The following is a 20,825-nucleotide window of genomic DNA, read 5'->3' on the forward strand; positions in this document are numbered from 1 at the left end:
CACGAGCGTGCGGGGAACTCTCGTGCAGGAATCCGGCCGGCACCAGAGTCAAATGTCCCAGCACCCGAACTGGCGCGGCATAGTGGCATTCGGAGCGCTCGAACGGTCCCATCGCCCGCGAACTGGTCCTGTCCCAGGCGGCTACGGGCGAGCGCATCGGCAGCATTCGCGCCAGGCTGGGTCGAAGAATCGTCAGCCTGCGGCCCCAGCCGATCCGCTCAGCGATCAGGTTGGCCTCAGCCTCAGCCGACAACAGGTCCGCCGCATCGGCGGAGCAGCCGACCGGCTGGGCGCGTTCTTCCCCGGCCGCACCTTCACCGCCCTCAGCCACTCCTTCGGCGCCGACCACGCGGTCATGGGGCGCCCCGCACTGCTCCGAACGCCCCGAGTGACCAAGTACTTGACGTACATGACGTACTTAGTTGGGGGAATGCACCCTGACTCCACGAGTCCTACGGGAGGTCGCCGCCGTCGGGCCAGTGGCCACGCTGCGGTTGTCCGTCCAAGGCCGAGGTCGTTGCGGAGGCGGACGGATGGTCGATCTTCATTCCCGGGCTCCCCCTTGCGGCCGACGGATCAACCTTTGACGAGGCCGTAAACGAGATGGTCGACGCCTTGCGGGAGTAGGCGGACGACTGGCAGGAGAGGCTGAGGCCAGCGCCCAACCATCAGGACAGCTGGGGGTTGGTTCAGCTGATTGCCCTGAGTGACGACCGTCAGCTGGTGGACTGGCTGGTCGGGGTTCAGCGGTGACTCGACCACAACCAGACCGTGAGCGTCATGACCGGTTCTGTGTCGTCGAGGGGTGGGAGCGAGTGCGGGACGCTGGGCGTACCGGTACTCACCACGTCACCTACGAGTTGACGCTGCATGACGGGCGCATCCTGCGGACCCGTATGTCGCACCCTGTCGATCGCACTGTCTGTGGGGCCGCGTTGTGGAGCCACATCCTTCGCGACCAGTTGATCGCCGCCGAAAGCGAGTTCTGGGACTGCGTGATCGATGGGAAGCTCCCTGACCGGGGAGCCCCGTCCACGCCCAAGGAGTCGCTGCCGGCCGATCTGGTCTATTTGTTGATCCACCGCGTCGGTCTCTCGGAGGAGACCTCGTCCGGACTGACCAAGGAAGACGCGGTAGCCGTCCTGCAACGCTACTGGACGAATGGGGTGTGATGCCCCAAGCCCCCTCCCAGCGGAGAAACCGCAGGCAGGGGGCTTATCTGTAGACGCTTACTTCTTCTTGCCCTGGTTCTTGACCGCCTCGATCGCCGCCGCGGCCGCCTCCGGGTCGAGGTACGTGCCGCCCGGGTTCAGCGGCTTGAAGTCGGCGTCCAGCTCGTACGACAGCGGGATGCCCGTCGGGATGTTCAGGCCCGCGATGTCGGCGTCGGAGATGCCGTCGAGGTGCTTGACGAGGGCGCGGAGGGAGTTGCCGTGGGCGGCGACGAGGACCGTGCGGCCGGCGAGGAGGTCGGGGACGATGCCGTCGTACCAGTAGGGGAGCATGCGGGTGACGACGTCCTTGAGGCACTCCGTACGGGGGCGCAGCTCCGGCGGGATCGTCGCGTAGCGCGGGTCGGCGGCCTGGGAGAACTCCGAGTCGTCCGCGAGCGGCGGCGGCGGGGTGTCGTACGAGCGACGCCACAGCATGAACTGCTCCTCGCCGAACTCGGCGAGGGTCTGCGCCTTGTCCTTGCCCTGGAGGGCGCCGTAGTGGCGCTCGTTCAGGCGCCAGCTGCGGTGGACCGGGATCCAGTGGCGGTCCGCGGACTCCAGGGCGAGCTGGGCGGTGCGGATGGCGCGCCTCTGGAGAGAGGTGTGGAGCACGTCCGGGAGCAGGCCGGCGTCCTTGAGCAGCTCGCCGCCGCGCGTCGCCTCCTTCTCGCCCTTCGGAGTGAGGTTGACGTCCACCCAGCCGGTGAACAGGTTCTTCTCGTTCCACTCGCTCTCGCCGTGGCGGAGGAGGATCAGCTTGTACGGTGCGTCGGCCATGGCCCCGAGCGTAATCGACGGCCGGGAACGCCGGTACGCCCGGTCAGCAGGCGGACAGGAGGGGGCAGGAGGGGGATAGGAGGGGGACAGAGTGGGCCATAGGCAGCGAACAGCCGTGCCGACGGTTGACGGTGTCTGTTAATTGGGTGGCCCGGCGCGAGGGCGCGTTCGTAAGTTGTGCTGACCGACCGAGCCACTTACGTCCGTGGGGGACCCCTATGCCACTCGTCGCCGCCAGACGCGCCGTCCGGGAGTCCGTCTCGGGGTTGCCCCGCGAGTTCTGGTGGCTGTGGACCAGCACGCTCGTCAACCGGCTGGGCGCGTTCGTCGCCACCTTCATGGCGCTCTACCTGACGCTGGACCGCGGGTACTCCGCCACGTACGCCGGGCTCGTGGCCTCGCTGCACGGCCTCGGCGGTGTCGTCTCCTCGCTCGTGGCGGGCGTGATGACCGACCGGCTCGGGCGGCGGCCCACGCTGCTCGTCGCCCAGGCCTCGACCGCCGCCTCGGTCGCGCTGCTCGGCTTCGTACGGGACCCCGTCGCGATCGCCGCCGTGGCCTTCCTGGTCGGCGCGACCAGCAACGCCTCCCGGCCGGCGGTGCAGGCGATGATGGCGGACATCGTCCGGCCCGAGGACCGCGTACGAGCCTTCTCCCTCAACTACTGGGCCATCAACCTCGGTTTCGCGGTCTCCTCCATGGCCGCCGGCTTCATCGCCGAGGTCAGTTATCTCGCGGGCTTCCTGATCGAGGCCGGCATGACCCTGGCCTGCGCGATCCTCATCTTCCTGAAGCTGCCGGAGTCCCGGCCGGAACGTACGCGGGAGGAGAAGGCCGCGGCCGACGAGGTCGGGCTCGGGACGGTGTTGCGCGACGGACGCTTCATGGGCGTCGTCGGGCTGTCCTTCCTCGTCGCCCTCATCTTCCAGCAGGGCGCGGTGGGCCTGCCGGTCGCGATGGGCGAGGCCGGCTTCACCCCCGCCGACTACGGCCTGGCCATCGCCGTCAACGGCGTCCTGATCGTCGCGCTGCAGATCCCGGTCACCCGTTTCATCGAGCACCGCGACCCGGGGCGGCTCCTCGTCATCTCGTCCGTGCTCGCCGGCTACGGCTTCGGCCTCACCGCCTTCGCCGGCTCCCTCGGTGTCTTCGCCCTCACCGTCTGCGTCTGGACCCTCGCCGAGATCATCAACGCGCCCACCCAGACAGGCGTCGTCGTACGTCTTTCGCCGGTGCACGGCCGGGGTCGATACCAGGGCATGTACACCATGTCCTGGTCCGTCGCCGCGCTGGTCGCCCCGGTGATGTCCGGCGTCGTCATCGACCGGTGGGGCGCGGAATGGCTGTGGGGGTTGTGCGCGGTGATCGGGACCGTGGCGGGAGCCGGGTACTGGGTGCTGATGCGGGGGATGCCGGTGGAGGAGAACGGAGAGGAGATCCCACAGAGGCCGGTGGAAGCCCAGACGCCCGACCCCCTGCCCGAACAGACGGCCTGACCTCCTCTGTGCGGCGCATGCCGACCCCACCACTCACGCGTCACCGCGACGAACCCGATCACCCCATCGCGTCCGACCGCTCAGCCAGACCACGCAACTCCGGTGAAGCCGACCGCCCTGCCATGAGCATCAGCTCACGGATCGCGCCACGAGCAGCGATGTGACTGCGGACCAGGTCGGGCGCGATCGTCTCAGCCCTCAGCAAGTGCTCCAGCGCGTCTCCGAACTGCCGACGCTGCACATGGGCCCGGCCGAGATCCATCAAGAGCCTGGCCTGCCGTTCAGCGGACAACCCGGTGGCGTCCAAGCCTTCGGCGATGTCGAGTGCTTCTCCGGCATCCCCGAGGTCAACGGCGGTGGCAACCGCCTGAACCTCCACGTTCGTAGGGCCGAACTCCAGATTGAAGTCATTGCGCTCGGCTCCGATGCGAGCAGCCACCGCTCGGGCCTTGTCGAGCTGCTCGCGGGCGACCGCGCGTTCACCCGCACGCGCATGCACCAGCGCGAGGGCAAGGTGGAGCGAACCGACGACCGAGAGTTCCTCCGGAGCGGTCGATTCGGCTTCGGCGTGTCTGGCGAGGGTGTTGAGCGCTGCGGCGGCCGCGTGCTCGGCTTGGTCCAGGCGCTGGAGCCGTACGAAGGCGTGAATCAGCCGGAAGACACCGACAAAGACCCCGAGGCGGTCACCGGCGAGTTCCGCTGAACGGATCGCCCGGTCCGCCGCCAGCCAGGCGGCGTCTGCCTCGTCCTGGCGCACGAACGCCGCCGCAAGCGCCTGGTAGGTGCGGGCCAACAGCCGGTACATCTCAGGCTGGAAAGCGTCAGGGGCGGTCCGGGCAGCGCGTTCCAGCCGTGGCAGCAACACCCCCAACGTCCTGCTCAGGTCGGCGAATTGGTCGCCATGAGTCAGAGCCCAGACCCGTTCTACCTCCTCGCGCAGCTCGGCGACCGCGTCGGTCCGGAAGTCCTCCCGGGGCTCAAGAATGACGTCGAGTGCAGGGTGGCCCGAGATCACCAGCCGTGCCTGGTCGAGGTCGTTCGGCGCGGTGTCATCCTCAGCTCCGGCACTGGGGCCGACTGCTTCGGGAGCTTCGGGCTGGAGGACGTACAGAGGGACGCCGAGACCATCGGCGAGCAGTCGTAGGACATCCAGACGGTTCACCGGCTGGATACCACGTTCGACCTGCGACACCCAGCTCGCCGTCCGCCCGATCGCCGCGGCCAACTCGTTCTGGGTGAGGTCGCGCTGTCTGCGCAGTTCGGCCACTCGTGCGCCGAAAGCCCGACGCCCCTCCGAGGTCACGGCTGTCCCACTACCTTCCCGGCCAGCGCATTGAGGAACGTCACTTCGACATCGGTCAGATACTGCTCGCGCTCATCGAGGAACCTCTTGGTGTGCGGCTGCGCCTCGTGCACCTCGAACGCGGCGCGGTCCTCGTACAGCTCATAGAAGACACGGATCAGCGGCTGATCCTCAGGAATGTGCGTGACGTACGCCAGCGTGCCCGGCTCCTGCGCCTTGATCCCCTTCAAGGTGTCAGCAGCCAACTTGTCAAAGGCAGTTGCCGCAGCTTGATCGCTCAACGTGAAGCGCACGACCAGCCCGAAACGTTCGCTCATGAGCACTCCCTCCAGTCTCGCCGAGTCTGTCAGGTGTGCGACTCGACTGCGAGTCGCAGTTTATCTTCATTCGCAGAGATTCTGCGAGTATGCTGCAATCGCGTCGCTACGAAGCGTGATCTATACGGCGGCGCAAGGAAGTTGGCGTGCCGTCCTGCCCAGCCGTTCGGCCCGCCACGACATGACAGACCCCCGCAACCGCACTGCGAGCGGCCCGGGGGCATGGCCCACCTGAACGAAGCAGGTAGACATGGCGCACTGTATCGCCCTCCTCGACGCGGTCCTCTGCACGTTGCTCTTGAGACTGCTGTTGCCCCCACGCGGTCGACATCGCGCGGTTCGTCGCCCAGTGGGTGGCCGATCCCTCTCGATCGCCACGACAACGCATGCAGAAGTGCACACTCCCCACCAGCATGAGCACCGGATCCGAGGCGAGGACTCCCCTCTCGTACGGCCTTATGTCCGCGTCGTGGAGGTGGCCGCGTAGTGAACCCCACGGATGAGACGAACCCTCCGGCCGGAACAGCCCGCCTCCTTCCCTGGTCCGGCATCGAAGGCAAACCCTGCTACCTCCTCACCGATGCGAACGAGGGCGGCTACGTCTCCCGGCTCGCCGACAACATGGAGTCCGTTCAGTTCGGCATGGGCAATGAACTACTGGGCCACGCCAAGCAGCTGATCGACGACCCGACGACCGGCTCTGTCGAACTCCGGTACCTCTCCGCCAGGTTGACCGAATCCCTACGAGACGTCCTCCGCGTCGCCGAAAGTCGTGGCGCGCGGCTGCTGCTCCCGAAGGACGCAGGAGGTCCGGCATGCACGAACTGATCGCAAGTCCGTTCCTCGACGAGTGCCTCGTCTTACACCCCGGCCACGACGCCGGCGTACAAATCCCGCTCGCTCGGTACCTCGAACTCAGCAAGGCAGCGAGCACCGGCGACGACTCACCGCAGTGGCTCGTCGATGCCGCCCGTCAGGCGTGGCGCCTCGATCTCCCCTCGGATCGGCCCCTGCGCGACACGGTCCTCGTGCGCGCCCCCTCGCCGTACGGCATGGCCCGCGCGTCGTACGAGATCAACAAGGGCTGTGACTACGACTGTCCGCACTGCTACCTCGGGTTGAAGCGTTTCGAGGGCATGCCATGGGACGACAAGGTCCGGCTGCTCGACATCATGCGCGACGCCGGCGTGCTCTGGCTTCAGATCACGGGCGGCGAACCGCTGATCGACCGGGAGTTCCCCGAGGCGTATGCGTACGCCTACGACCTCGGCATCATGCTGACCATCTCCACCAACGGATCACAGCTCCACAAGCCGAAGATCCTGGAGACGCTCGCCGGTCGGCCTCCGCATCACCTGTCCCTGAGCGTCTACGGCGCGACCGCGGAGACGTACGACGGTTTCACCCGCAACCGTGGCGCGTTCGACCGCTTCATCCGCGGTCTCGACGCCGCCCGCGAGGCCGGCCTCCGCTCGCAGTTGAACATCGTCATCACGAAGGACAACGCTGACGAGTTCGCCACGATGGAGAGCCTCGCCGAGCAGTACGGCCAAGTGTTCGTGTTCACCAACATGTCGCCCACCATCCAAGGCGACTCGGCCCCCATCCCGGAGCAGGCAACCAAGTACCTCCGCAAGCGGAAGCCGTTCACCGGCTGCAACGCCGGACATACCTTCTTCCACGCCGACCCGTTCGGCCACGCGTCCATATGCAAGATCGGCCGCGATCCACACATCCCGCTGATGCAGGAAGGCATCGAGGGACTCAAACGCCTCGGCGGGATCGCCGACGGCCTACAACTTCGCACCGGTGGCTGTGCCGGCTGCGCGTTCGGCCAAAAAGATGCCGACGGCAACCCGGGCGGCTGCACCACCTGCCGCCCCATGGCAAAGCTCTACCAGGAGGCGAAGGCACCACGAAACATGTACTGCCGGCATCCCGACCCCGAACCAGTGAGGTGACCCATGGCAACCGCCACTGAGCCCCGCACCATGGAACAGACCGCGCCTGCTTCCCCCGGGCCCGTCCTCGTCGCGATCACCCCCCGGCCGACCACCCCGGGGCCGCTCCCGGTCGCGATCACGTCCCGCCCGATCGCCGACGACGAGATCCGTATCACGACGGAGATCGGCACATTCTCCGAGAGCCTCGGCTGCTCGTGCCAGGCCGACGACGACCAGCCGTACTAGGCGTTCTAGGCCTGACACGTACCACCGAGCCGCCCTCACCCGTCATAGGGTCGGGGCGGCTCGTCCGTCCACCTTCAGGAACCCCACATGCCGGTAGACCGTATCCACTGGGACGACCTACCCCTCGGCGCCCGCCGCGCCGCCGAGGAGCAGATCGGCCCCGTTCTGCGCGCCGAGACAGCAGCAGCCGGGGCGAACTCCGGTATCGCCGCCACCGTCCACACCGCCGATTCGGTGCTCTTTGTCAAAGGCACGCCGATCGGTCAGGCCCGCATGCAGCGGCGCGAGGCCGCGATCAACCCTTATCTACCGCCCTCGTGCCCACAGCTGCTCTGGCACGTGCAAGCCTCCGGATGGGACCTGATCGGATACGAGCGCATCGTCGGACACCACGCCGACTACGCACCCGACTCCCGTGACCTTCCGCTCGTCGCCGACGCCGTGGTCGAGCTCCAGAACACCCCCTGCCCTGATATCGACCTCAAGCGCGCCGAGGACCGATGGAGCGGCTACGCAGACCCCGCCGGCGTCGAGCAGCTCGCCGGTAACAGGCTGCTGCACACCGACCTCGCCCCACACAACCTGCTCGTGACCGACCGTGCCCATCTGATCGACTGGGCATGGCCCACCCGCGGCGCAGCATGGATCGACCCCGCCGTGCTCATCCTGCGACTCATGGAAGCCGGACACACCGCGTCGGCCGCAGACGCATGGGCCCGCGCTCAGTTCTCTTCATGGGCAGCGGCCTCGCACGCGTCCGTCGCCGCCTTCGCCGAGGCGAACGCCCGCTGCTGGGACGAGATCGCCCGCAACGACCCGCAAGACTGGAAGAAGCACATGGGGCGGCTCGCCCATGACTGGGTGACCTACTGGCGCGGGCAAACGTCGTAGCCGGCCCAAGGTGGATGCCACACAATGCCCTCGGGTACTTCGCGTAGGCAGTCGGCCGGTCTCCTGCCACGACGCCGACGACGTCGTGGCACAGGCGTGCTCGTATACGTAACAGTGATCGCAGGTTCAAGGCTCGATGAAGGTCAGCACGAGGATGATCACCGGAAGGGTGATCATCAGTGCCCCAGCACCGACCACAACAGAGGCGTACAGCGTCTGATGACCGGCCGTGTGCGCGAAGAAGGCGGCGACGAGTCCGACAACCAGTGAACAGAGAACGGCGATCAAGGCATACAGCTTGCGGCGCCGTCGCTTCTCTTGGGCCTGCTGACTGTTCTGCCCTTCGCGCTGGTCGGGGGCGTTTTTGGGCACGTTGACTCCCGTGACTCGTGCTGAATCGACGAGTGGAAGTGCTAACGCTCCGTCCGAGCCTCCCGAGACTGATCGAAGTAACATCTTGGTAAAGCTTCCGGTCGATGTACCTCGTTTCTAAGCCCCCTACAGGGTAGCCCCCTTGGCGACGAATGGGCCGAGTGGTTACTCAAATCGCCTCGCAAGACTGCGTGTCACGTACGGCCAAGTTCATGGATGCATCCGCGCCCCCTTCACCACCTTGTCCACCCCGTTGCGCGGCCCGTAGGCCGCCAGCCCCACCAGGTCCAGTTCGCCCGCCCGGACCGCCCGTACGGCTGCCCGGTTGTCCCTGTCGTTGCCCGTGCTGAAGAGGTCGGACGTGAACACGGCTCGGGGAAGGGCACAGGACAGTGCCCGCCCGTGCGCGGACCTCAGTAGCTCCTTCGTGGCCTCGAAGACGAGTACCGGCTGGCGGAACATCGGGAGGTACGGGGTGCCGTCGGCGTCCTCGTACGGGGCGCCGATCACCTCGGGGACGGCGGAACCCAGGCCGCTGACGAGGAAGGAGGTGACGTTGAGGCGTTGCCAGGGTTCGAGGTCGTCGCGGAGGAGGACGGCGATCTTGGTGTCGAAGCGCATGGGGGCGGTGGCCTGGTCAACCGGGGTTTCGCTGCTCATGAGTCGAGAGTGCCGAGGGGCGTACCCGGCCGTCTTGTACGTTCTTTGCATGGGCATGGGTCCGCAGCGGTCCGAGTCCCCTCGGCGTGACGTCTCCGCCTGGCGGCCTCGCGTGCCAGGGGTCGTCGAGGTCTTCCACGCGCATTACACCGAGTACGCGTACCCGATGCACGTCCACGACGCCTGGACGCTGCTGATCGTCGACCACGGGGCCGTGCGGTACGAGTTGGACCGGCATGAGCATGGGACGCCGCACGACACCGTGTCGTTGCTGCCGCCGCATGTGCCGCACAACGGGGCGCCGGCCACGGAGGAGGGGTTTCGCAAGCGTGTTCTATATCTGGATCCGGGTGCGGCGGCGGGTGCGCTCGACGAGGGGCTGATCGGGGCCGCGGTCGACGATCCGGACGTCCGCGATCCGCTGCTGCGGCTGCGGGTGGGGCAGTTGCACGCGGCGCTCGCCCGGCCCGGGGGCGAGTTGGAGGCGGAGAGCCGGCTGGCGCTCGTCGGGGAGCGGCTCCGGGGGCATTTGCGGCCGCGGCAGGTGCGCGGGAGGCCTGGACCCGACGGTCATACGCTCGCCCGTCGGCTGCGGGAGTTGCTCGACGAGCGGGTCGCGGACGGGGTGACGTTGGAGGAGGCGGCGGGGATGGTGCACGCGCATCCCGCCCATCTCGTACGGGCGTTCGGGGCGGCCTTTGGGATCGCCCCGCATCAGTATCTGATGTCCCGGCGGGTGGAGCGGGCCCGGCGTTTGCTGTTGGAGGGGATGCCGCCGGGTGAGGTGGCCGTGGCCGCCGGGTTCTACGACCAGTCGCATCTGACTCGGCACTTCAGGCGGCGGGTGGGGGTTGCCCCTGGTCACTTCCAGCGGGGTCGCCCGGGTCGCGGGTCAGGTGGGTGAAGGCGTCCAGGTTGCGGGTCGACTCGCCGCGGGAGACTCGCCAGGCGTACTCCTTGCGGATGGCGGTCGCGAAGCCCAGTTCCAGGAGGGTGTTGAAGGAACCGTCCGCCGCTTCCAGGACCTGGCCCAGGAGGCGGTCGATCTCGTCGGGGGTGACGGCGGACAGGGGCAGCTTGGCGGTGACGTAGACGTCGCCGAGCGGGTCGACGGCGTAACTCACGCCGTAGAGCTTGAGGTTGCGTTCCAGGAGCCAGCGGTGGACGCCCGCCTCGTTCTCGTCGGGGTGGCGGATGACGAAGGCGTTGAGGGACAGGGAGTGCTTGCCGACGATCAGCGACACGGTCGTCGAGAGTTTGCGGGTGCCGGGGAGTTTGACGACGTACGTGCCGGGGTCCGGGCTCTCCCACTCCAGTTCGGCCTCGGTGAGGACCTGCTCGATGATCGACGTCGGGTCAGCCATGAGGGCGAGCCTACCCGCCGGTAGGCGCACGGCGTCGGCTCAGCCGTGGTGGGCGCGCAGGCCGTGGCGGCGGTGGTCGTGCGTGGCGGCCGTATAGACGTCGGCGGTGGCCTGGGCGGCCGTGTCCCAGCCGAAGGACTCGGCGTGGTGGGCGGCGGCGGCGCCCATACGGGCGGGCAGACCGGGGTCGTCGGCGAAATCGCGCAGCACGCGCGCGTACGCGACGGGATCGTGGCCCTGGATCAGGAAGCCTGTGTGTCCGTCGCGTACGGCGACGGGGAGACCGCCGACCGAGGCCGCCAGCACCGGCGTACCGGTCGCCTGCGCCTCGATGGCGACGAGCCCGAACGACTCGCTGTACGACGGCATGACCAGCACGGACGCCGCCCGGAACCAGTCCGCGAGCTGCTCCTGACCGACCGGCGGCCGAAAGCACACGACATCGGCGACACCGAGACGGGCCGCCAGCTTCTGCAGCCCCTCCGGCTTCGCGAGCCCGCTGCCGCTCGGCCCGCCGACCACGGGCACGACGATCCTCGACCGCAGCTCGGGGCGCTCGTCGAGGAGGACGGCCACGGCCCGGAGGAGGACGTCCGGGGCCTTGAGGGGCTGGATACGGCCGGCGAAGAGGGGGATCAGGGCGTCCTGCGGGAGCCCGAGCCGGGCGCGGGCGGCGGCGCGGCCGTCGGCGGGGCGGAAGCGGTCGAGGTTGACGCCCGGGTGGACGACGGCGACCTTGGCCCGGTCGGCCTCGTAGTGGCGTACGAGTTCGTCGGCCTCATCGGCCGTGTTGGCTATGAGGCGGTCGGCGGCGCGTACGACCTGGGTCTCGCCAATGACCCGGGCGGCGGGTTCGGGGGTGTCGCCGGCGGCCAGCGCCGCGTTCTTGACCTTCGCCATGGTGTGCATCGCGTGCACCAGGGGCACGCCCCAGCGTTCGGCGGCGAGCCAGCCGACGTGGCCGGAGAGCCAGTAGTGCGAGTGGACCAGGTCGTAGTAGCCGGGGCGGTGGCCCGCCCAGGCCTGCATCACCCCGTGTGTGAAGGCGCACAGCTGGGCCGGCAGGTCCTCCTTGGCGAGGCCTTCGTAGGGGCCCGCGTCGACGTGCCGGACCAGGACGCCTGGGGCCAGTTCGACGGTCGGGGGGAGGGCGGCCGTCGTGGCCCGCGTGAAGATCTCCACCTCGATGTTGATCGCGGCCAGGCGCTGCGCCAGCTCCACGATGTATACGTTCATGCCGCCCGCATCACCCGTACCAGGCTGATGCAGCGGTGACGTATGCACGGACAGCATCGCCACCCGCCGGGGTTTTCGGTGCAACCTCAACCGTGACGCGGCGGTCGTAGAGCGTCGCCCGAGCCTGCTGACGTAGTGGCTCACGTGGCGTTCCTCCTTGGCCGGGTATCCGGGCATGCCGTCCGGAGGGCGCCGAACCGCCCTCCGGGGACCCAGAACATCGGAGGGTCCAATTCCATTTCCTCTTTGCAGAATCATTACCGAGACTCGCTCAACTGTTCGAGCGCCTCGAGGGTGAGGAGGCGCTCAAGGCGGGGCCTGAGGCGGGGCCTGGGGCGGAGCCCCGGAAGACGCCCACACGAACCGAGGGCGACCGACGATCCCCGGCCCGCATACGCTCACCCCATGGCCAAACCCGTCGGCACCGTGACGCGCGGCACCACCAACCCCAACCGCCTCCGCCGCATGGACCGCTGGATCGCCGCCAGCCACGGCCCCGAACTCCGCCGGACCCCCGCCCCCCTCGCCGTGGACCTCGGCTACGGCGCCGCCCCCTGGACGGCGCTCGAACTCCTCCACCGCCTCCGCGCGACAGCGCCCCGCACCCAGGTGATCGGCGTCGAGATCGACCCGGCCAGGGTCGCGGCGGCGAAACCCTACGAGTGCGAGGGCCTGACCTTCCGGCACGGCGGCTTCGAGGTACCGGTCCCGGGCCGCCCGGCCCTCATCCGCGCGGCGAACGTCCTGCGCCAGTACGACGAGGAAGAGGTCACCGCCGTCTGGCAACGACTGTGCGCTCGCCTCCAACCGGCCACACCCCACACCTCCGGCGGCCTCCTCGTCGAGGGCACCTGCGACGAGATCGGCCGCCGCCACGTCTGGGTCGCCCTCGGCCCGGAGGGCCCCCGCACGATCACCTTCGCCACCCGGCTCGGCTCCCTGGAACGCCCCTCCGACCTCGCCGAACGCCTCCCGAAGGCGCTCATCCACCGCAACATCCCCGGCGAGCCGGTGCACGCCTTCCTCCGCGACTTCGACCGCGCCTGGGCCGCCGCCGCGCCGTACGCCTCGTACGGCGCCCGCCAGCGCTGGATCCGCACCGTCCGCGATCTGAGCGTCGATTGGCCGGTACGGGACGGGGTCACACGCTGGCGGCAAGGTGAAGTCACGGTGGAGTGGGAGTCGTTGGCGCCTCGGCGGTGAGTACGGCGGCGCCCCGGCGCACACGGGGCGTTGATTACGCACCGCTACTTTATCGTGACGCACGGGAACGATCCCCTTGAGCCGTTCGTCACACAGGCGGGGACACTGTCATGCGGGAGGGAACAGAGGGAAGGGAGTTCTTGCCCACCTCTGTCGCATTGCGCGACTACATGGCACGATCACCCAGACGTCAGAGGTTACTGACGGTTAATCAGTTCTGTCGAGTTGTCGAGTTGTCGAGTGCGGGGTTTGGGGGCAAGGGCTATGGGAGCCGGCAAGCGGAGCCTGACCATGGCGGCCGTGGCGGTGGTCTGCGCGATGACCGTGCTGGGCGCACCTGTCACGGCGTACGCGAGCCAGTCGCAACCAACCAGTCCGACGCCCACGCCGACCCCGACTCCGACTCCGACGCCGTCCCCGTCCGGTACGGGCTCGGCTTCCGGTACGGACGCGACGAACGGCCCCGTGACGAACGAGGAGTTGGAGGCCGTACGCAAGAAGCTGGAGGGCCTCTACCACGACGCGGCGGTCGCCACGGACGCGTACAACGCGGCCGAGGAGAAGGCCGACAAACAGTCCGCCGAGATAGTCGACTTGGCCCAGGAGATCGTCAAGGGCCAGGAGAAGCTGGACAAGTTGCAGGACCTGATCGGCGCCGCGGCCCGGGCCCAGTACCGCGGCGGCGGCCTGCCGCCCGAGGTGCAGCTGTGGCTGAGTGAGAACCCGCAGGACTTCCTGGAGGGCGCGGACCTGCTGCGTCAGGGGCAGTTGGCGACCAAGGGTCTGCTGGCCGAGATGCGACAGACCCAGGAGGATCTGGAGCAGTACTCCAAGGACGCCTCCGCGCGCTGGGAGAAGCTGGAGGCCAACCGCAAGGCCAAGGAGACGGCCAAGAAGAAGGTCAAGAAGCAGATCGCCGCCGCCGAGAAGCTGGAAGCCGAGCTGGAGGACGACGAGCGGGAGCGGCTGGCTCAGCTGGAGGAGGACGCCGCGCAGGAGTCACAGGCCGCATGGCTGAACTCCGGCATCCTCGACGAGATCGACGGCAAGGCGTCCGAGCAGGGCAAGAAGGCAGTGAAGTTCGCGACGGACCAGATGGGCAAGCTGTACGAATGGGGCGCCGAGGGCCCCGAGACCTACGACTGCTCCGGCCTCACCAGCCAGGCCTGGATCGCCGCCGGTGTCACCATCCCCCGCACCTCCCAGGAGCAGTGGAAGCAGCTCCAGCACATCGACGTCCAGGACATGCGCCCCGGAGACCTCATCATCTACAACTCCGACGCCAGCCACGTGGCCATGTACATAGGCGACGGCGCCATCATCCACGCACCTCGCCCCGGGCGTACGGTCACGATCGCGGGCGCGGGTTCCATGCCGATCCTCGGGGTGGTACGACCGGACGCGTGAGCGCGAGTTGCCGCTTGGCGGCGGGTTGGTGAGGGTTTGCACACCCCTTCAGGGGCGCGGGGCTGTGTCAATCTGCGGCTCCGCCGCATGGGACGACCAGCCCCACCACCCCCGCGTGACCCACCCCACGTGACTCTCACCACCTTCCCCGCTCGGCTCAACCCCGGCCGCGTGAGATTCGTCATCTCAAGAGAAAGCCCTGCCATGTCCAAATGCGGTACCGAATGGGGCATATGACACCGGCGGATTGCCGCCCGGCGCGCCGCCACCCATTCCGTTGCGGCGGCGCCTGACGCTAAGGTCCCGCTCGGTGGGTCGAGGTCCCTCGCCTCACCGTGCCCTCGGGGGGAGGGAAGGAACCCAAGACGATGCCCGTACCCATACCGCGGCAGAGAGCGATCCCGGCCGTGGAGAACGGTCAGGCACACGCAGCGTCCGCACCCAGCGGCCCGTCCGGAGAGGGGGCAGCCCTGAACACCTCGGCCATGGCCCCTGCCACCGACAGCTCCACGACCCCGATCGACGCGACCGCCGGCACCAGCGCTGCCGCCGACGCCCCCCACGGCGACGTCAACCCCACCGACCCGCCCGGCCCGATCCCCCCGACGGCCCCCACCAACCTCACGGTCCTCCTGATCGAGGACGACCCGGCGGGTTCCCTCAACGTGCCCGAGCTGCTCGACTCCGCGGGCAAGCCGATCCGCGTCCGCACCGCCCGCAACCTCACCGAGGCCCAGCGACTGCTGACCGACGACGTCAACTGCATCCTCCTGGACCTGGCCCTGCCGACCCCGGGCCGCACCCCCGAGGGCAACGGCTCCGGCACCACCACCGGCTCGGCCCCCCGCCACGCCGGCGACGAGGAACTCTCCGTCCTCAAACGCGTCCTAGAACTCGCCCCCCGCCACGCCGTACTCGCCCTCACCGACTCCGGTGACGCCGAGCGCGGCGCGGAGGCGGTACGGGTCGGCGCGCAGGACTACCTCTTCCGTGACGAACTGGACGGCCGCCTGCTCAGCCGCGCGATCCGCTACGCGGTGGAGCGCAAGCGCTCGGACACGGCTGAACGCCGCCTCACCGAGTCCAAACTGCGCGCCCAGGAGAACGCCCGCCTGGAGCGCGGCCTGCTCCCCACCCCGCTCCTGGAGGGTTCGTCCCTGCGGTTCGCCGCCCGCTACCGGCCCGGCCGCTCCCGCGCCCTGCTCGGCGGCGACTTCTACGACACGGTCCGCACCCCCGACGGCACGGTGCACGTCATGATCGGTGACGTCAGCGGGCACGGCCCCGACGAGGCGGCGCTCGGTGTGGAGCTGCGGATCGCCTGGCGGGCGCTGACGTTCGCGGGCCTGTGCGGCGACGAACTGCTCTCCACACTCCAGCGCGTCCTGGAGCACGAGCGCGAGAACGACGAGATCTTCGCGACGCTCTGCACGGTCGACATCGCCCCCGACGGCCGCCGTGCCGGCCTCTGCCTGGCCGGTCACCCGTCCCCGCTGATCGCCCGCCCCGGCCCGGACGGCACCACTCCGCTGGCCGAGCTACTGCCGTACGACAACGGCGGCCCCGCCCTCGGGCTGCTCCCGAACGCCCGCTGGCCGCGTACGCAGATCGAGCTGGGCGCCGCCTGGAGCCTGATGCTCTACACGGACGGCCTGATCGAGGGCCGGATCGGCGAGGGCAAGGAGCGCCTGGGCCAGGACGGCATGGTCGACGTGGTCCGCCGCCGGCTCACCGAGGGCCTGCGCGGCGAGGAACTGCTGTGCGCCACCATGAACGAGGTCCGCGACCTCAACGGCGGCGAACTCACCGACGACGTGGCGGTGCTCCTCCTGGACCGCGACGCCTGACGCGGTCGGGCGTCGGTCGGCTCACCGACCGCCGTTGTACGGCCCATAGGGTCCGTCGCTGCTGGACCCGCGGTTGCCACCGCGCCCACCGCCGCCGGAGATCTGCCGCACCGCGGGGCGTACGTCCACGATGTACACGATGCTGGCGATGAGACCGATGATCGGCAGGAAGGACAGAAGCGGGAACACAAGACTCACGACGAGCGCGATCCCGAGGATGATCAGCCAGAACACCTTGGTCTGCTTGTCGGTCGCGCGGAACGCGTCCTCCCGCCGGAACGCGGCGTCGATCAGCGCGAAAGCGGCGAGGGCGATCACAGCGAGCTGCAACAGCCCCATGAACCCCGCGAAGCCCTCCATCAGCATGCCGCCCACACCACCCGTTCTCTTCGCTCTTGCGGCCACGGTCTTCCGAACACTCTTACGCGGCCACCGTACCCGTAGAACGGGCCGGGTACCCCAAAGGTGCCCGGCCCGTTCCAGTGCCGTGTCCGTCCGGTGTCGTATCGCCCGCCCGGCCGACGGCCGCGGTCCTCTTCGCGTTACTTGGCCGGCGGCGTGGTCTTCTTCGCGGTGGTCGTCTTCTTGGCCGGAGCCTTCTTCACCGCGGGCTTCTTGGCGGCGGCGGGCGTGGCCGTGGCCTCGGCGGGCTTAGCCGCCGGCTCGTCCTTGACCTCGACCGGCTCGGCCTTCGGCTCGACGACGATCGCGAGCTCCTCGATCTCCTCCGCGGCCTCGCCACGCCAGGTCTTCACGGCCTGCTCGCCGTGCTCGGCGACCTTCTCGTACGTCTCCCGGGCCTTCACGGCGTACTCGGCGGCGACGCCGACACCGCGCAGCGCGAGGTCCTGGGCGGTCTCGCCGAGCTTCTTCAGGTCGGTGTCCAGGGTGCCGAGGAACTCGTTGACCTTGACCTGGAGGGTCTCCTGCGTCTCCTTGACGCGGGCGGCGGCCTTCTCCTGGCCCTCCTTGACCCGGGCGGTCGCCTTCTCCTGCATGACCTTGGGGTCGGTGTTGCGTACGGCGTCGATCTTGGCCGGCGCCTCGGCGCGCAGCTGCTCGACGATGGCGGGCACCTTCTTCGCCTGCTGGAGCGCGAGGTCGGCGGTGCCGGCGGCGAAGTAGAAGGGCGTCGGATCGGTGACGGCCTTGCGGATGTCGTCGGTGATGGCCATGGTGATGGTCCTCCCGGATGGGCTTTCGGTTGAGGGTTTTGGGGTGGTCCGGTGGTCCGCGGTCGATGAGCCGTACGGCTCGGTCAACGTCCCGCCTGCCGCGGACCGGCATCGCTGCCGTCGGCCGTACGGGGGCCGGGGCCTACGTCTTCGTTGGCGTCTGCCTCTACGTCTTCCTTGCTGTCCGCCTTGCTGTCCGCCTTGCTGTCCGCCTTGCTGTCCGCGTCCCCGCCCGCGCTCTCGCCGATGACGACCTCGAACCCGTTCTCCTTGCGGAAGGACTCGTAGATCTGGAGCAGCACCTGCTTCTGCCGCTCGTTCAGCGTGGGATCGGCGAGTATGACGGCGCGCGTCTCGATCTCTTCCCGGTCCCGCTCGGCGTCGAGGATGCCGGCCCGCACGTACAGCGTCTCGGCGGAGATCCGCAGCGCCTTGGCGACCTGCTGCAACACCTCCGCGCTCGGCTTGCGCAGCCCGCGCTCGATCTGGCTCAGATACGGATTGGACACCCCGGCGGCGTCGGCGAGCTGCCTGAGCGACAGCTGCGCGTTGCGCCGCTGTTCACGCAGATACTCACCGAGATTGCCGACGTTGAGCGATGCCATGCCTCCACCATGCCCTACCCTCGCTAACTATTGCAAGCACCCGCTTGCAAAAGTGCGCCACACCACGCCGCGCCACGCGTGTGACTTCCAGCGTTAGCTGTCACATTTCAGCGCTCGTTGTCACGGCTGTGACTTGCAGAGCGGTGCATAGGATCGCCCGCATGACACTGCGACCTGTCCTGGTGAACATAAAGGCTCTTGATGACTCGGCGGTCGGCCGGCTCTGGGCGGAGGCGCTCGGCTGGAGTGTCACCGGCGAGGGATCGGGCGCGACCGCCGCCAAACCCGTCGGCTTCGATTGGCTGGACCCGGTCGGCGTATGCATCGACGTCATTGCCGTCCCGGAACCCAAGACGGCAACAAAGAATCGTGCGCACGTCGATCTCGCCACCACCTCTGCGGCCCATCAGGCGGGGTTGGTCGCGCGCCTTAAAGCTCTCGGTGCGACGCCCGCCCACGTGGGCCAGGGCGACGTGCCGTGGACGGTCCTCGCTGACCCGGAGGGCAACGAGTTCTGCGTGCTGGAGCCTCGGGAGATGTACCGGGGCACCGGGCCGATCGCCCGGGTGGTGGTCGACTGCGCGGATCCGCGGGCCATGGCCCGGTTCTGGGACGAGGCGATGGACTGGACCCTGCACGAGGTGACGGACGACCATGCGGTGTGGCGCTCGGCCAAGGGTGTCGGCCCGTATCTTGAGTTCCTCCGCTCGCCCGACGTGAAGACTGTGCCGGACCGCGTCCATCTTGACCTGGTGCCGGACCCTGGTGACGACAAAGCAGCGGAGGTGGCCCGGCTGCGGGCCCTCGGCGCCGCCGACCTCGACGTCGGCCAGGGCGACGTCCCGTGGACGTGTCTTACCGACCCGGAGGGTCACGAATTCTGCGTCCTCGCCCGGTCCTGACACGGAGCCTTGACCCCGTGGGTGGGCTCGGTATCCCGGTCAATCCGGGGCGCCGAGAGCTTGTGCGTCGGCTCGACCGGATTGCTCGCCGACCGCACCGCTCAACTCAGTCACAACTGCTCGTCGCGCGGATGGAGTGTCCTTCCGCGATGCGCTGGATGTGGTCGCGGCGGCTTCGGCTGCCTCGGGGGTGGTAGGCGAGGACGACCAGGAGCGGAATCGAAGCGCCGCAAGGGCTGCGAAGGGGGTAGCTGATCGGCTGGTGGATCCGTTTGGCCTCGTCGACGAGAGGGACGAGGAGATCGGCTGCGGCATTTTCATCGGGTGAGCGGAGCAGGCGGTCCGCGATTTCGAGGACTGCGCCCGTGACGACGGGGTCATCTGGAGGGTCGGTGTATGCGGTCGACCGCAGGTTCTTCCGTGGCTCCGCGCCGCGACGACGGAACAGCCCGTGACGCCGTGCGGCCTCAGCGTCGATCACCCGTGCCAGTTCAGGAGTAGCTGCGTGGGGCCGGGCTTGAGGCCAGGTCATGAAGATCAGAGCGACGACGCCGCGGAGGTCCTGGAAGTACTGCGCAGTGGGGATGATCCATCCGACGCTGCTGACCTGTTTGGGGCCGTCCGGGGAGAGGAACGACAGGAACTTCCTTTGCAGCGCGAAGAGGGCATTTCGTGATCGGGGGTTTCTGAGTATCGGCTCAGTGTCCTTGGGAGCCTGGGTGAGATCGGCTCCGCAGGCCGGGCGCGCTGCCCGAAGCTCTCCCTGCCGCGGGGTCGCTCTGCACTGGAGAGGATGCAACTCGCTGTCCCGGGGACGGGCGATGAGATCGTTGCTGTGACGGTTCTGGACCAGCTCGCCGCAATGGTGGCAGTAACGGCGGAGGAACCGTTCATGGCGAGGGCAGCAGAAGACCGGCGGTAGCCTCCAGAGCCTGCGCCAGGCACCACCCAGACTCCGCTGGATCTCGGAGCCGTCTCCCGCGAGGCAGTCCGGGCAGTACTGCGTTCGCGTGGTCAGAACCCATGGGTTGTTGTACTGCAGGCGTTTGGCGCTGAAGCTGTCCCGGCCTCGGTGAGGCTGCCGACCTCGGTAGGCGGGGTTCAGAGCCCCGTAGCGGCTCCCGAGTGAGGCGAGCAACAGGCCGTCCACCTCCCGGCGTGACAAGCGGGTGGAGTAACAGAGGGCGATGATGTCCGGTTCATCCAGGCTGACCGCGAAGGAGACCGGGATACGGATGAGGGTTGTCCTGTCCCTCCGGCTGTTGGGGAGACCAGCACGGAGGACGAGCGGTCCGGGTCCGATGTTCAGCCGGTAGGACAGCCGGAGGAGGTAGCCGGGCAACGATTCGTCCTCCAGCGGGTCCAGGCTCCGCGGCAACGGCCGCAGGTCGGACAGCCCTGACGGCTCAACCACCGGCCACGCTCCCGCCGTGGTCGTCGAAGACGCTGTTGCGGCCTTTCTTGCGTGCCTTCCGAGCGGGGACGGGGACATCGTGGGGAACTTCGGGAATCTCGCCGGCCGTTGGGTCGCGGTCGTCGTGGTTTCCCAGCTTGATCTCGACAGCAACTCCGGGGTCAGTTCCTCTGCCCCCGACTCCATCGCCTCGGTGCACCCGTCCTCGATCAGCCGTTTGAGGAGCCCGACGATTCCGCGAGTGCGGCGGAACAGGTATTCCGGCATCTCGCCCTCGGTGAGCATCCCCGGCCGGAGACCGAACGCAAAGTCGCGCACCTCACCGGCACCACCCAGATCGAGTTCGAACAGGCCTTCCACCTGGACCACCGCCCCCGAGGCATCACACTCCCATGGCTCCGCAACGGCCTTGTCGGCCTGGTGGAAGTCGTCGCGGATCTGACTCACGACGGT

At 68.6% G+C, this 20,825-nt stretch carries 22 protein-coding genes; 11 read left to right on the forward strand and 11 right to left on the reverse strand.

Annotated features, from left to right (window positions below; genetic code table 11):
- Positions 1–815: 815 nt before the first annotated feature.
- Positions 816–1,172 carry a cytotoxic translational repressor of toxin-antitoxin stability system gene (locus tag CES90_RS10900; RefSeq protein WP_229913998.1) on the forward strand — a complete coding sequence of 119 codons (357 nt, stop codon included), beginning with the start codon at positions 816–818 and terminating at the stop codon, positions 1,170–1,172.
- Between the two features lie 57 nt (positions 1,173–1,229).
- Here the strand turns inward: CES90_RS10900 and CES90_RS10905 are convergent, their stop codons facing one another.
- On the reverse strand, positions 1,230–1,991 hold the full coding sequence (locus CES90_RS10905) for a phosphoglyceromutase (RefSeq protein WP_189784568.1): 762 nt from the start codon (positions 1,989–1,991) through the stop codon (positions 1,230–1,232).
- Between the two features lie 218 nt (positions 1,992–2,209).
- On the opposite strand from CES90_RS10905, the gene CES90_RS10910 reads away from it, so the two are divergent.
- Positions 2,210–3,487, forward strand: a complete 1,278-nt coding sequence (locus CES90_RS10910; protein WP_189784567.1) for an MDR family MFS transporter — start codon at positions 2,210–2,212, stop codon at positions 3,485–3,487.
- A 58-nt stretch (positions 3,488–3,545) separates the two neighbouring features.
- Here CES90_RS10910 and CES90_RS10915 read toward each other — a convergent pair whose 3' ends face one another.
- Positions 3,546–4,790 (reverse strand): helix-turn-helix domain-containing protein, encoded by a 1,245-nt coding sequence (locus tag CES90_RS10915; RefSeq protein WP_189784566.1) that lies wholly within the window; start codon positions 4,788–4,790, stop codon positions 3,546–3,548.
- Positions 4,787–5,107, reverse strand: coding sequence for a putative quinol monooxygenase (locus tag CES90_RS10920; protein WP_189784565.1), 321 nt, complete (start codon positions 5,105–5,107; stop codon positions 4,787–4,789). The genes CES90_RS10915 and CES90_RS10920 overlap by 4 nt, the downstream gene beginning before the upstream one ends.
- Before the next feature lie 486 nt (positions 5,108–5,593).
- Here CES90_RS10920 and CES90_RS10925 point away from each other — a divergent pair, with 486 nt between their 5' ends.
- The 4 genes from CES90_RS10925 to CES90_RS10940 all read left to right on the forward strand — a co-directional run bounded on the left by CES90_RS10925 (position 5,594) and on the right by CES90_RS10940 (position 8,187).
- Positions 5,594–5,935 (forward strand): hypothetical protein, encoded by a 342-nt coding sequence (locus CES90_RS10925; protein ID WP_189784564.1) that lies wholly within the window; start codon positions 5,594–5,596, stop codon positions 5,933–5,935.
- On the forward strand, positions 5,923–7,068 hold the full coding sequence (locus CES90_RS10930; protein ID WP_189784563.1) for a radical SAM protein: 1,146 nt from the start codon (positions 5,923–5,925) through the stop codon (positions 7,066–7,068). Before CES90_RS10925 ends, CES90_RS10930 begins: the two co-directional genes overlap by 13 nt.
- A 3-nt stretch (positions 7,069–7,071) precedes the next feature.
- Entirely contained in the window at positions 7,072–7,296 is a 225-nt protein-coding gene (locus CES90_RS10935) for a hypothetical protein (RefSeq protein ID WP_189784562.1), read from the forward strand.
- Between the two features lie 87 nt (positions 7,297–7,383).
- Positions 7,384–8,187, forward strand: coding sequence for an aminoglycoside phosphotransferase (locus CES90_RS10940; protein WP_189784561.1), 804 nt, complete (start codon positions 7,384–7,386; stop codon positions 8,185–8,187).
- Between the two features lie 126 nt (positions 8,188–8,313).
- On the opposite strand, the gene CES90_RS10945 is transcribed toward CES90_RS10940, so the two are convergent.
- Positions 8,314–8,559 (reverse strand): hypothetical protein, encoded by a 246-nt coding sequence (locus CES90_RS10945; RefSeq protein ID WP_189784560.1) that lies wholly within the window; start codon positions 8,557–8,559, stop codon positions 8,314–8,316.
- Between the two features lie 210 nt (positions 8,560–8,769).
- Entirely contained in the window at positions 8,770–9,219 is a 450-nt protein-coding gene (locus CES90_RS10950; protein ID WP_189784559.1) for a DUF2000 domain-containing protein, read from the reverse strand.
- 55 nt (positions 9,220–9,274) lie between these two features.
- Here CES90_RS10950 and CES90_RS10955 point away from each other — a divergent pair, with 55 nt between their 5' ends.
- Complete coding sequence (locus tag CES90_RS10955; protein ID WP_189784620.1) at positions 9,275–10,123, forward strand: AraC family transcriptional regulator; 849 nt, start codon at positions 9,275–9,277, stop codon at positions 10,121–10,123.
- Here CES90_RS10955 and CES90_RS10960 read toward each other — a convergent pair.
- Together CES90_RS10960 and mshA are read right to left on the reverse strand one after the other, a co-directional pair.
- On the reverse strand, positions 10,053–10,583 hold the full coding sequence (locus CES90_RS10960; RefSeq protein ID WP_189784558.1) for a type III secretion system chaperone family protein: 531 nt from the start codon (positions 10,581–10,583) through the stop codon (positions 10,053–10,055). The genes CES90_RS10955 and CES90_RS10960 overlap by 71 nt on opposite strands.
- Positions 10,584–10,622: 39 nt before the next feature.
- Positions 10,623–11,963, reverse strand: a complete 1,341-nt coding sequence (mshA, locus tag CES90_RS10965) for a D-inositol-3-phosphate glycosyltransferase (RefSeq protein WP_189784557.1) — start codon at positions 11,961–11,963, stop codon at positions 10,623–10,625.
- 261 nt (positions 11,964–12,224) lie between these two features.
- Here mshA and CES90_RS10970 point away from each other — a divergent pair, with 261 nt between their 5' ends.
- The 3 genes from CES90_RS10970 (at position 12,225) to CES90_RS10980 (ending at position 16,276) form a co-directional block, all read left to right on the forward strand.
- On the forward strand, positions 12,225–13,022 hold the full coding sequence (locus CES90_RS10970; RefSeq protein WP_189784556.1) for a class I SAM-dependent methyltransferase: 798 nt from the start codon (positions 12,225–12,227) through the stop codon (positions 13,020–13,022).
- Positions 13,023–13,286: 264 nt separating this feature from the next.
- Complete coding sequence (locus CES90_RS10975; protein WP_189784555.1) at positions 13,287–14,429, forward strand: C40 family peptidase; 1,143 nt, start codon at positions 13,287–13,289, stop codon at positions 14,427–14,429.
- Positions 14,430–14,797: 368 nt separating this feature from the next.
- Positions 14,798–16,276, forward strand: a complete 1,479-nt coding sequence (locus CES90_RS10980; RefSeq protein WP_189784554.1) for a PP2C family protein-serine/threonine phosphatase — start codon at positions 14,798–14,800, stop codon at positions 16,274–16,276.
- Positions 16,277–16,297: 21 nt separating this feature from the next.
- Here the strand turns inward: CES90_RS10980 and CES90_RS10985 are convergent, their stop codons facing one another.
- The 3 genes from CES90_RS10985 to CES90_RS10995 all read right to left on the reverse strand — a co-directional run bounded on the left by CES90_RS10985 (position 16,298) and on the right by CES90_RS10995 (position 18,056).
- Positions 16,298–16,642 (reverse strand): DUF2516 family protein, encoded by a 345-nt coding sequence (locus tag CES90_RS10985; protein WP_189784553.1) that lies wholly within the window; start codon positions 16,640–16,642, stop codon positions 16,298–16,300.
- 176 nt (positions 16,643–16,818) lie between these two features.
- Entirely contained in the window at positions 16,819–17,451 is a 633-nt protein-coding gene (locus CES90_RS10990; RefSeq protein ID WP_189784552.1) for a hypothetical protein, read from the reverse strand.
- 83 nt (positions 17,452–17,534) lie between these two features.
- Positions 17,535–18,056 carry a helix-turn-helix domain-containing protein gene (locus CES90_RS10995; RefSeq protein ID WP_189784551.1) on the reverse strand — a complete coding sequence of 174 codons (522 nt, stop codon included), beginning with the start codon at positions 18,054–18,056 and terminating at the stop codon, positions 17,535–17,537.
- Between the two features lie 161 nt (positions 18,057–18,217).
- Here CES90_RS10995 and CES90_RS11000 point away from each other — a divergent pair, with 161 nt between their 5' ends.
- Positions 18,218–18,958 (forward strand): VOC family protein, encoded by a 741-nt coding sequence (locus tag CES90_RS11000; protein ID WP_189784550.1) that lies wholly within the window; start codon positions 18,218–18,220, stop codon positions 18,956–18,958.
- Positions 18,959–19,064: 106 nt separating this feature from the next.
- Here CES90_RS11000 and CES90_RS11005 read toward each other — a convergent pair whose 3' ends face one another.
- On the reverse strand, positions 19,065–20,819 hold the full coding sequence (locus CES90_RS11005; RefSeq protein ID WP_189784549.1) for a TniQ family protein: 1,755 nt from the start codon (positions 20,817–20,819) through the stop codon (positions 19,065–19,067).
- Positions 20,820–20,825 lie beyond the last annotated feature (6 nt).

The organism is Streptomyces capitiformicae (genome assembly GCF_002214185.1).
Lineage (GTDB): Bacteria > Actinomycetota > Actinomycetes > Streptomycetales > Streptomycetaceae > Streptomyces > Streptomyces capitiformicae.

Excerpts from the sequence above, each read along its gene's own strand:
- CES90_RS10905 (WP_189784568.1), bottom strand. The coding sequence starts at position 1,991 with ATGGCCGACGCACCGTACAAGCTGATCCTCCTCCGCCACGGCGAGAGC.
- CES90_RS10910 (WP_189784567.1), top strand. The coding sequence starts at position 2,210 with ATGCCACTCGTCGCCGCCAGACGCGCCGTCCGGGAGTCCGTCTCGGGG.
- CES90_RS10920 (WP_189784565.1), bottom strand. The coding sequence starts at position 5,107 with ATGAGCGAACGTTTCGGGCTGGTCGTGCGCTTCACGTTGAGCGATCAA.
- CES90_RS10930 (WP_189784563.1), top strand. The coding sequence starts at position 5,923 with ATGCACGAACTGATCGCAAGTCCGTTCCTCGACGAGTGCCTCGTCTTA.
- CES90_RS10935 (WP_189784562.1), top strand. The coding sequence starts at position 7,072 with ATGGCAACCGCCACTGAGCCCCGCACCATGGAACAGACCGCGCCTGCT.
- CES90_RS10940 (WP_189784561.1), top strand. The coding sequence starts at position 7,384 with ATGCCGGTAGACCGTATCCACTGGGACGACCTACCCCTCGGCGCCCGC.
- CES90_RS10950 (WP_189784559.1), bottom strand. The coding sequence starts at position 9,219 with ATGAGCAGCGAAACCCCGGTTGACCAGGCCACCGCCCCCATGCGCTTC.
- CES90_RS10955 (WP_189784620.1), top strand. The coding sequence starts at position 9,275 with ATGGGTCCGCAGCGGTCCGAGTCCCCTCGGCGTGACGTCTCCGCCTGG.
- CES90_RS10960 (WP_189784558.1), bottom strand. The coding sequence starts at position 10,583 with ATGGCTGACCCGACGTCGATCATCGAGCAGGTCCTCACCGAGGCCGAA.
- CES90_RS10970 (WP_189784556.1), top strand. The coding sequence starts at position 12,225 with ATGGCCAAACCCGTCGGCACCGTGACGCGCGGCACCACCAACCCCAAC.
- CES90_RS10975 (WP_189784555.1), top strand. The coding sequence starts at position 13,287 with ATGGGAGCCGGCAAGCGGAGCCTGACCATGGCGGCCGTGGCGGTGGTC.
- CES90_RS10980 (WP_189784554.1), top strand. The coding sequence starts at position 14,798 with ATGCCCGTACCCATACCGCGGCAGAGAGCGATCCCGGCCGTGGAGAAC.
- CES90_RS10985 (WP_189784553.1), bottom strand. The coding sequence starts at position 16,642 with ATGCTGATGGAGGGCTTCGCGGGGTTCATGGGGCTGTTGCAGCTCGCT.
- CES90_RS10990 (WP_189784552.1), bottom strand. The coding sequence starts at position 17,451 with ATGGCCATCACCGACGACATCCGCAAGGCCGTCACCGATCCGACGCCC.
- CES90_RS10995 (WP_189784551.1), bottom strand. The coding sequence starts at position 18,056 with ATGGCATCGCTCAACGTCGGCAATCTCGGTGAGTATCTGCGTGAACAG.
- CES90_RS11000 (WP_189784550.1), top strand. The coding sequence starts at position 18,218 with ATGACACTGCGACCTGTCCTGGTGAACATAAAGGCTCTTGATGACTCG.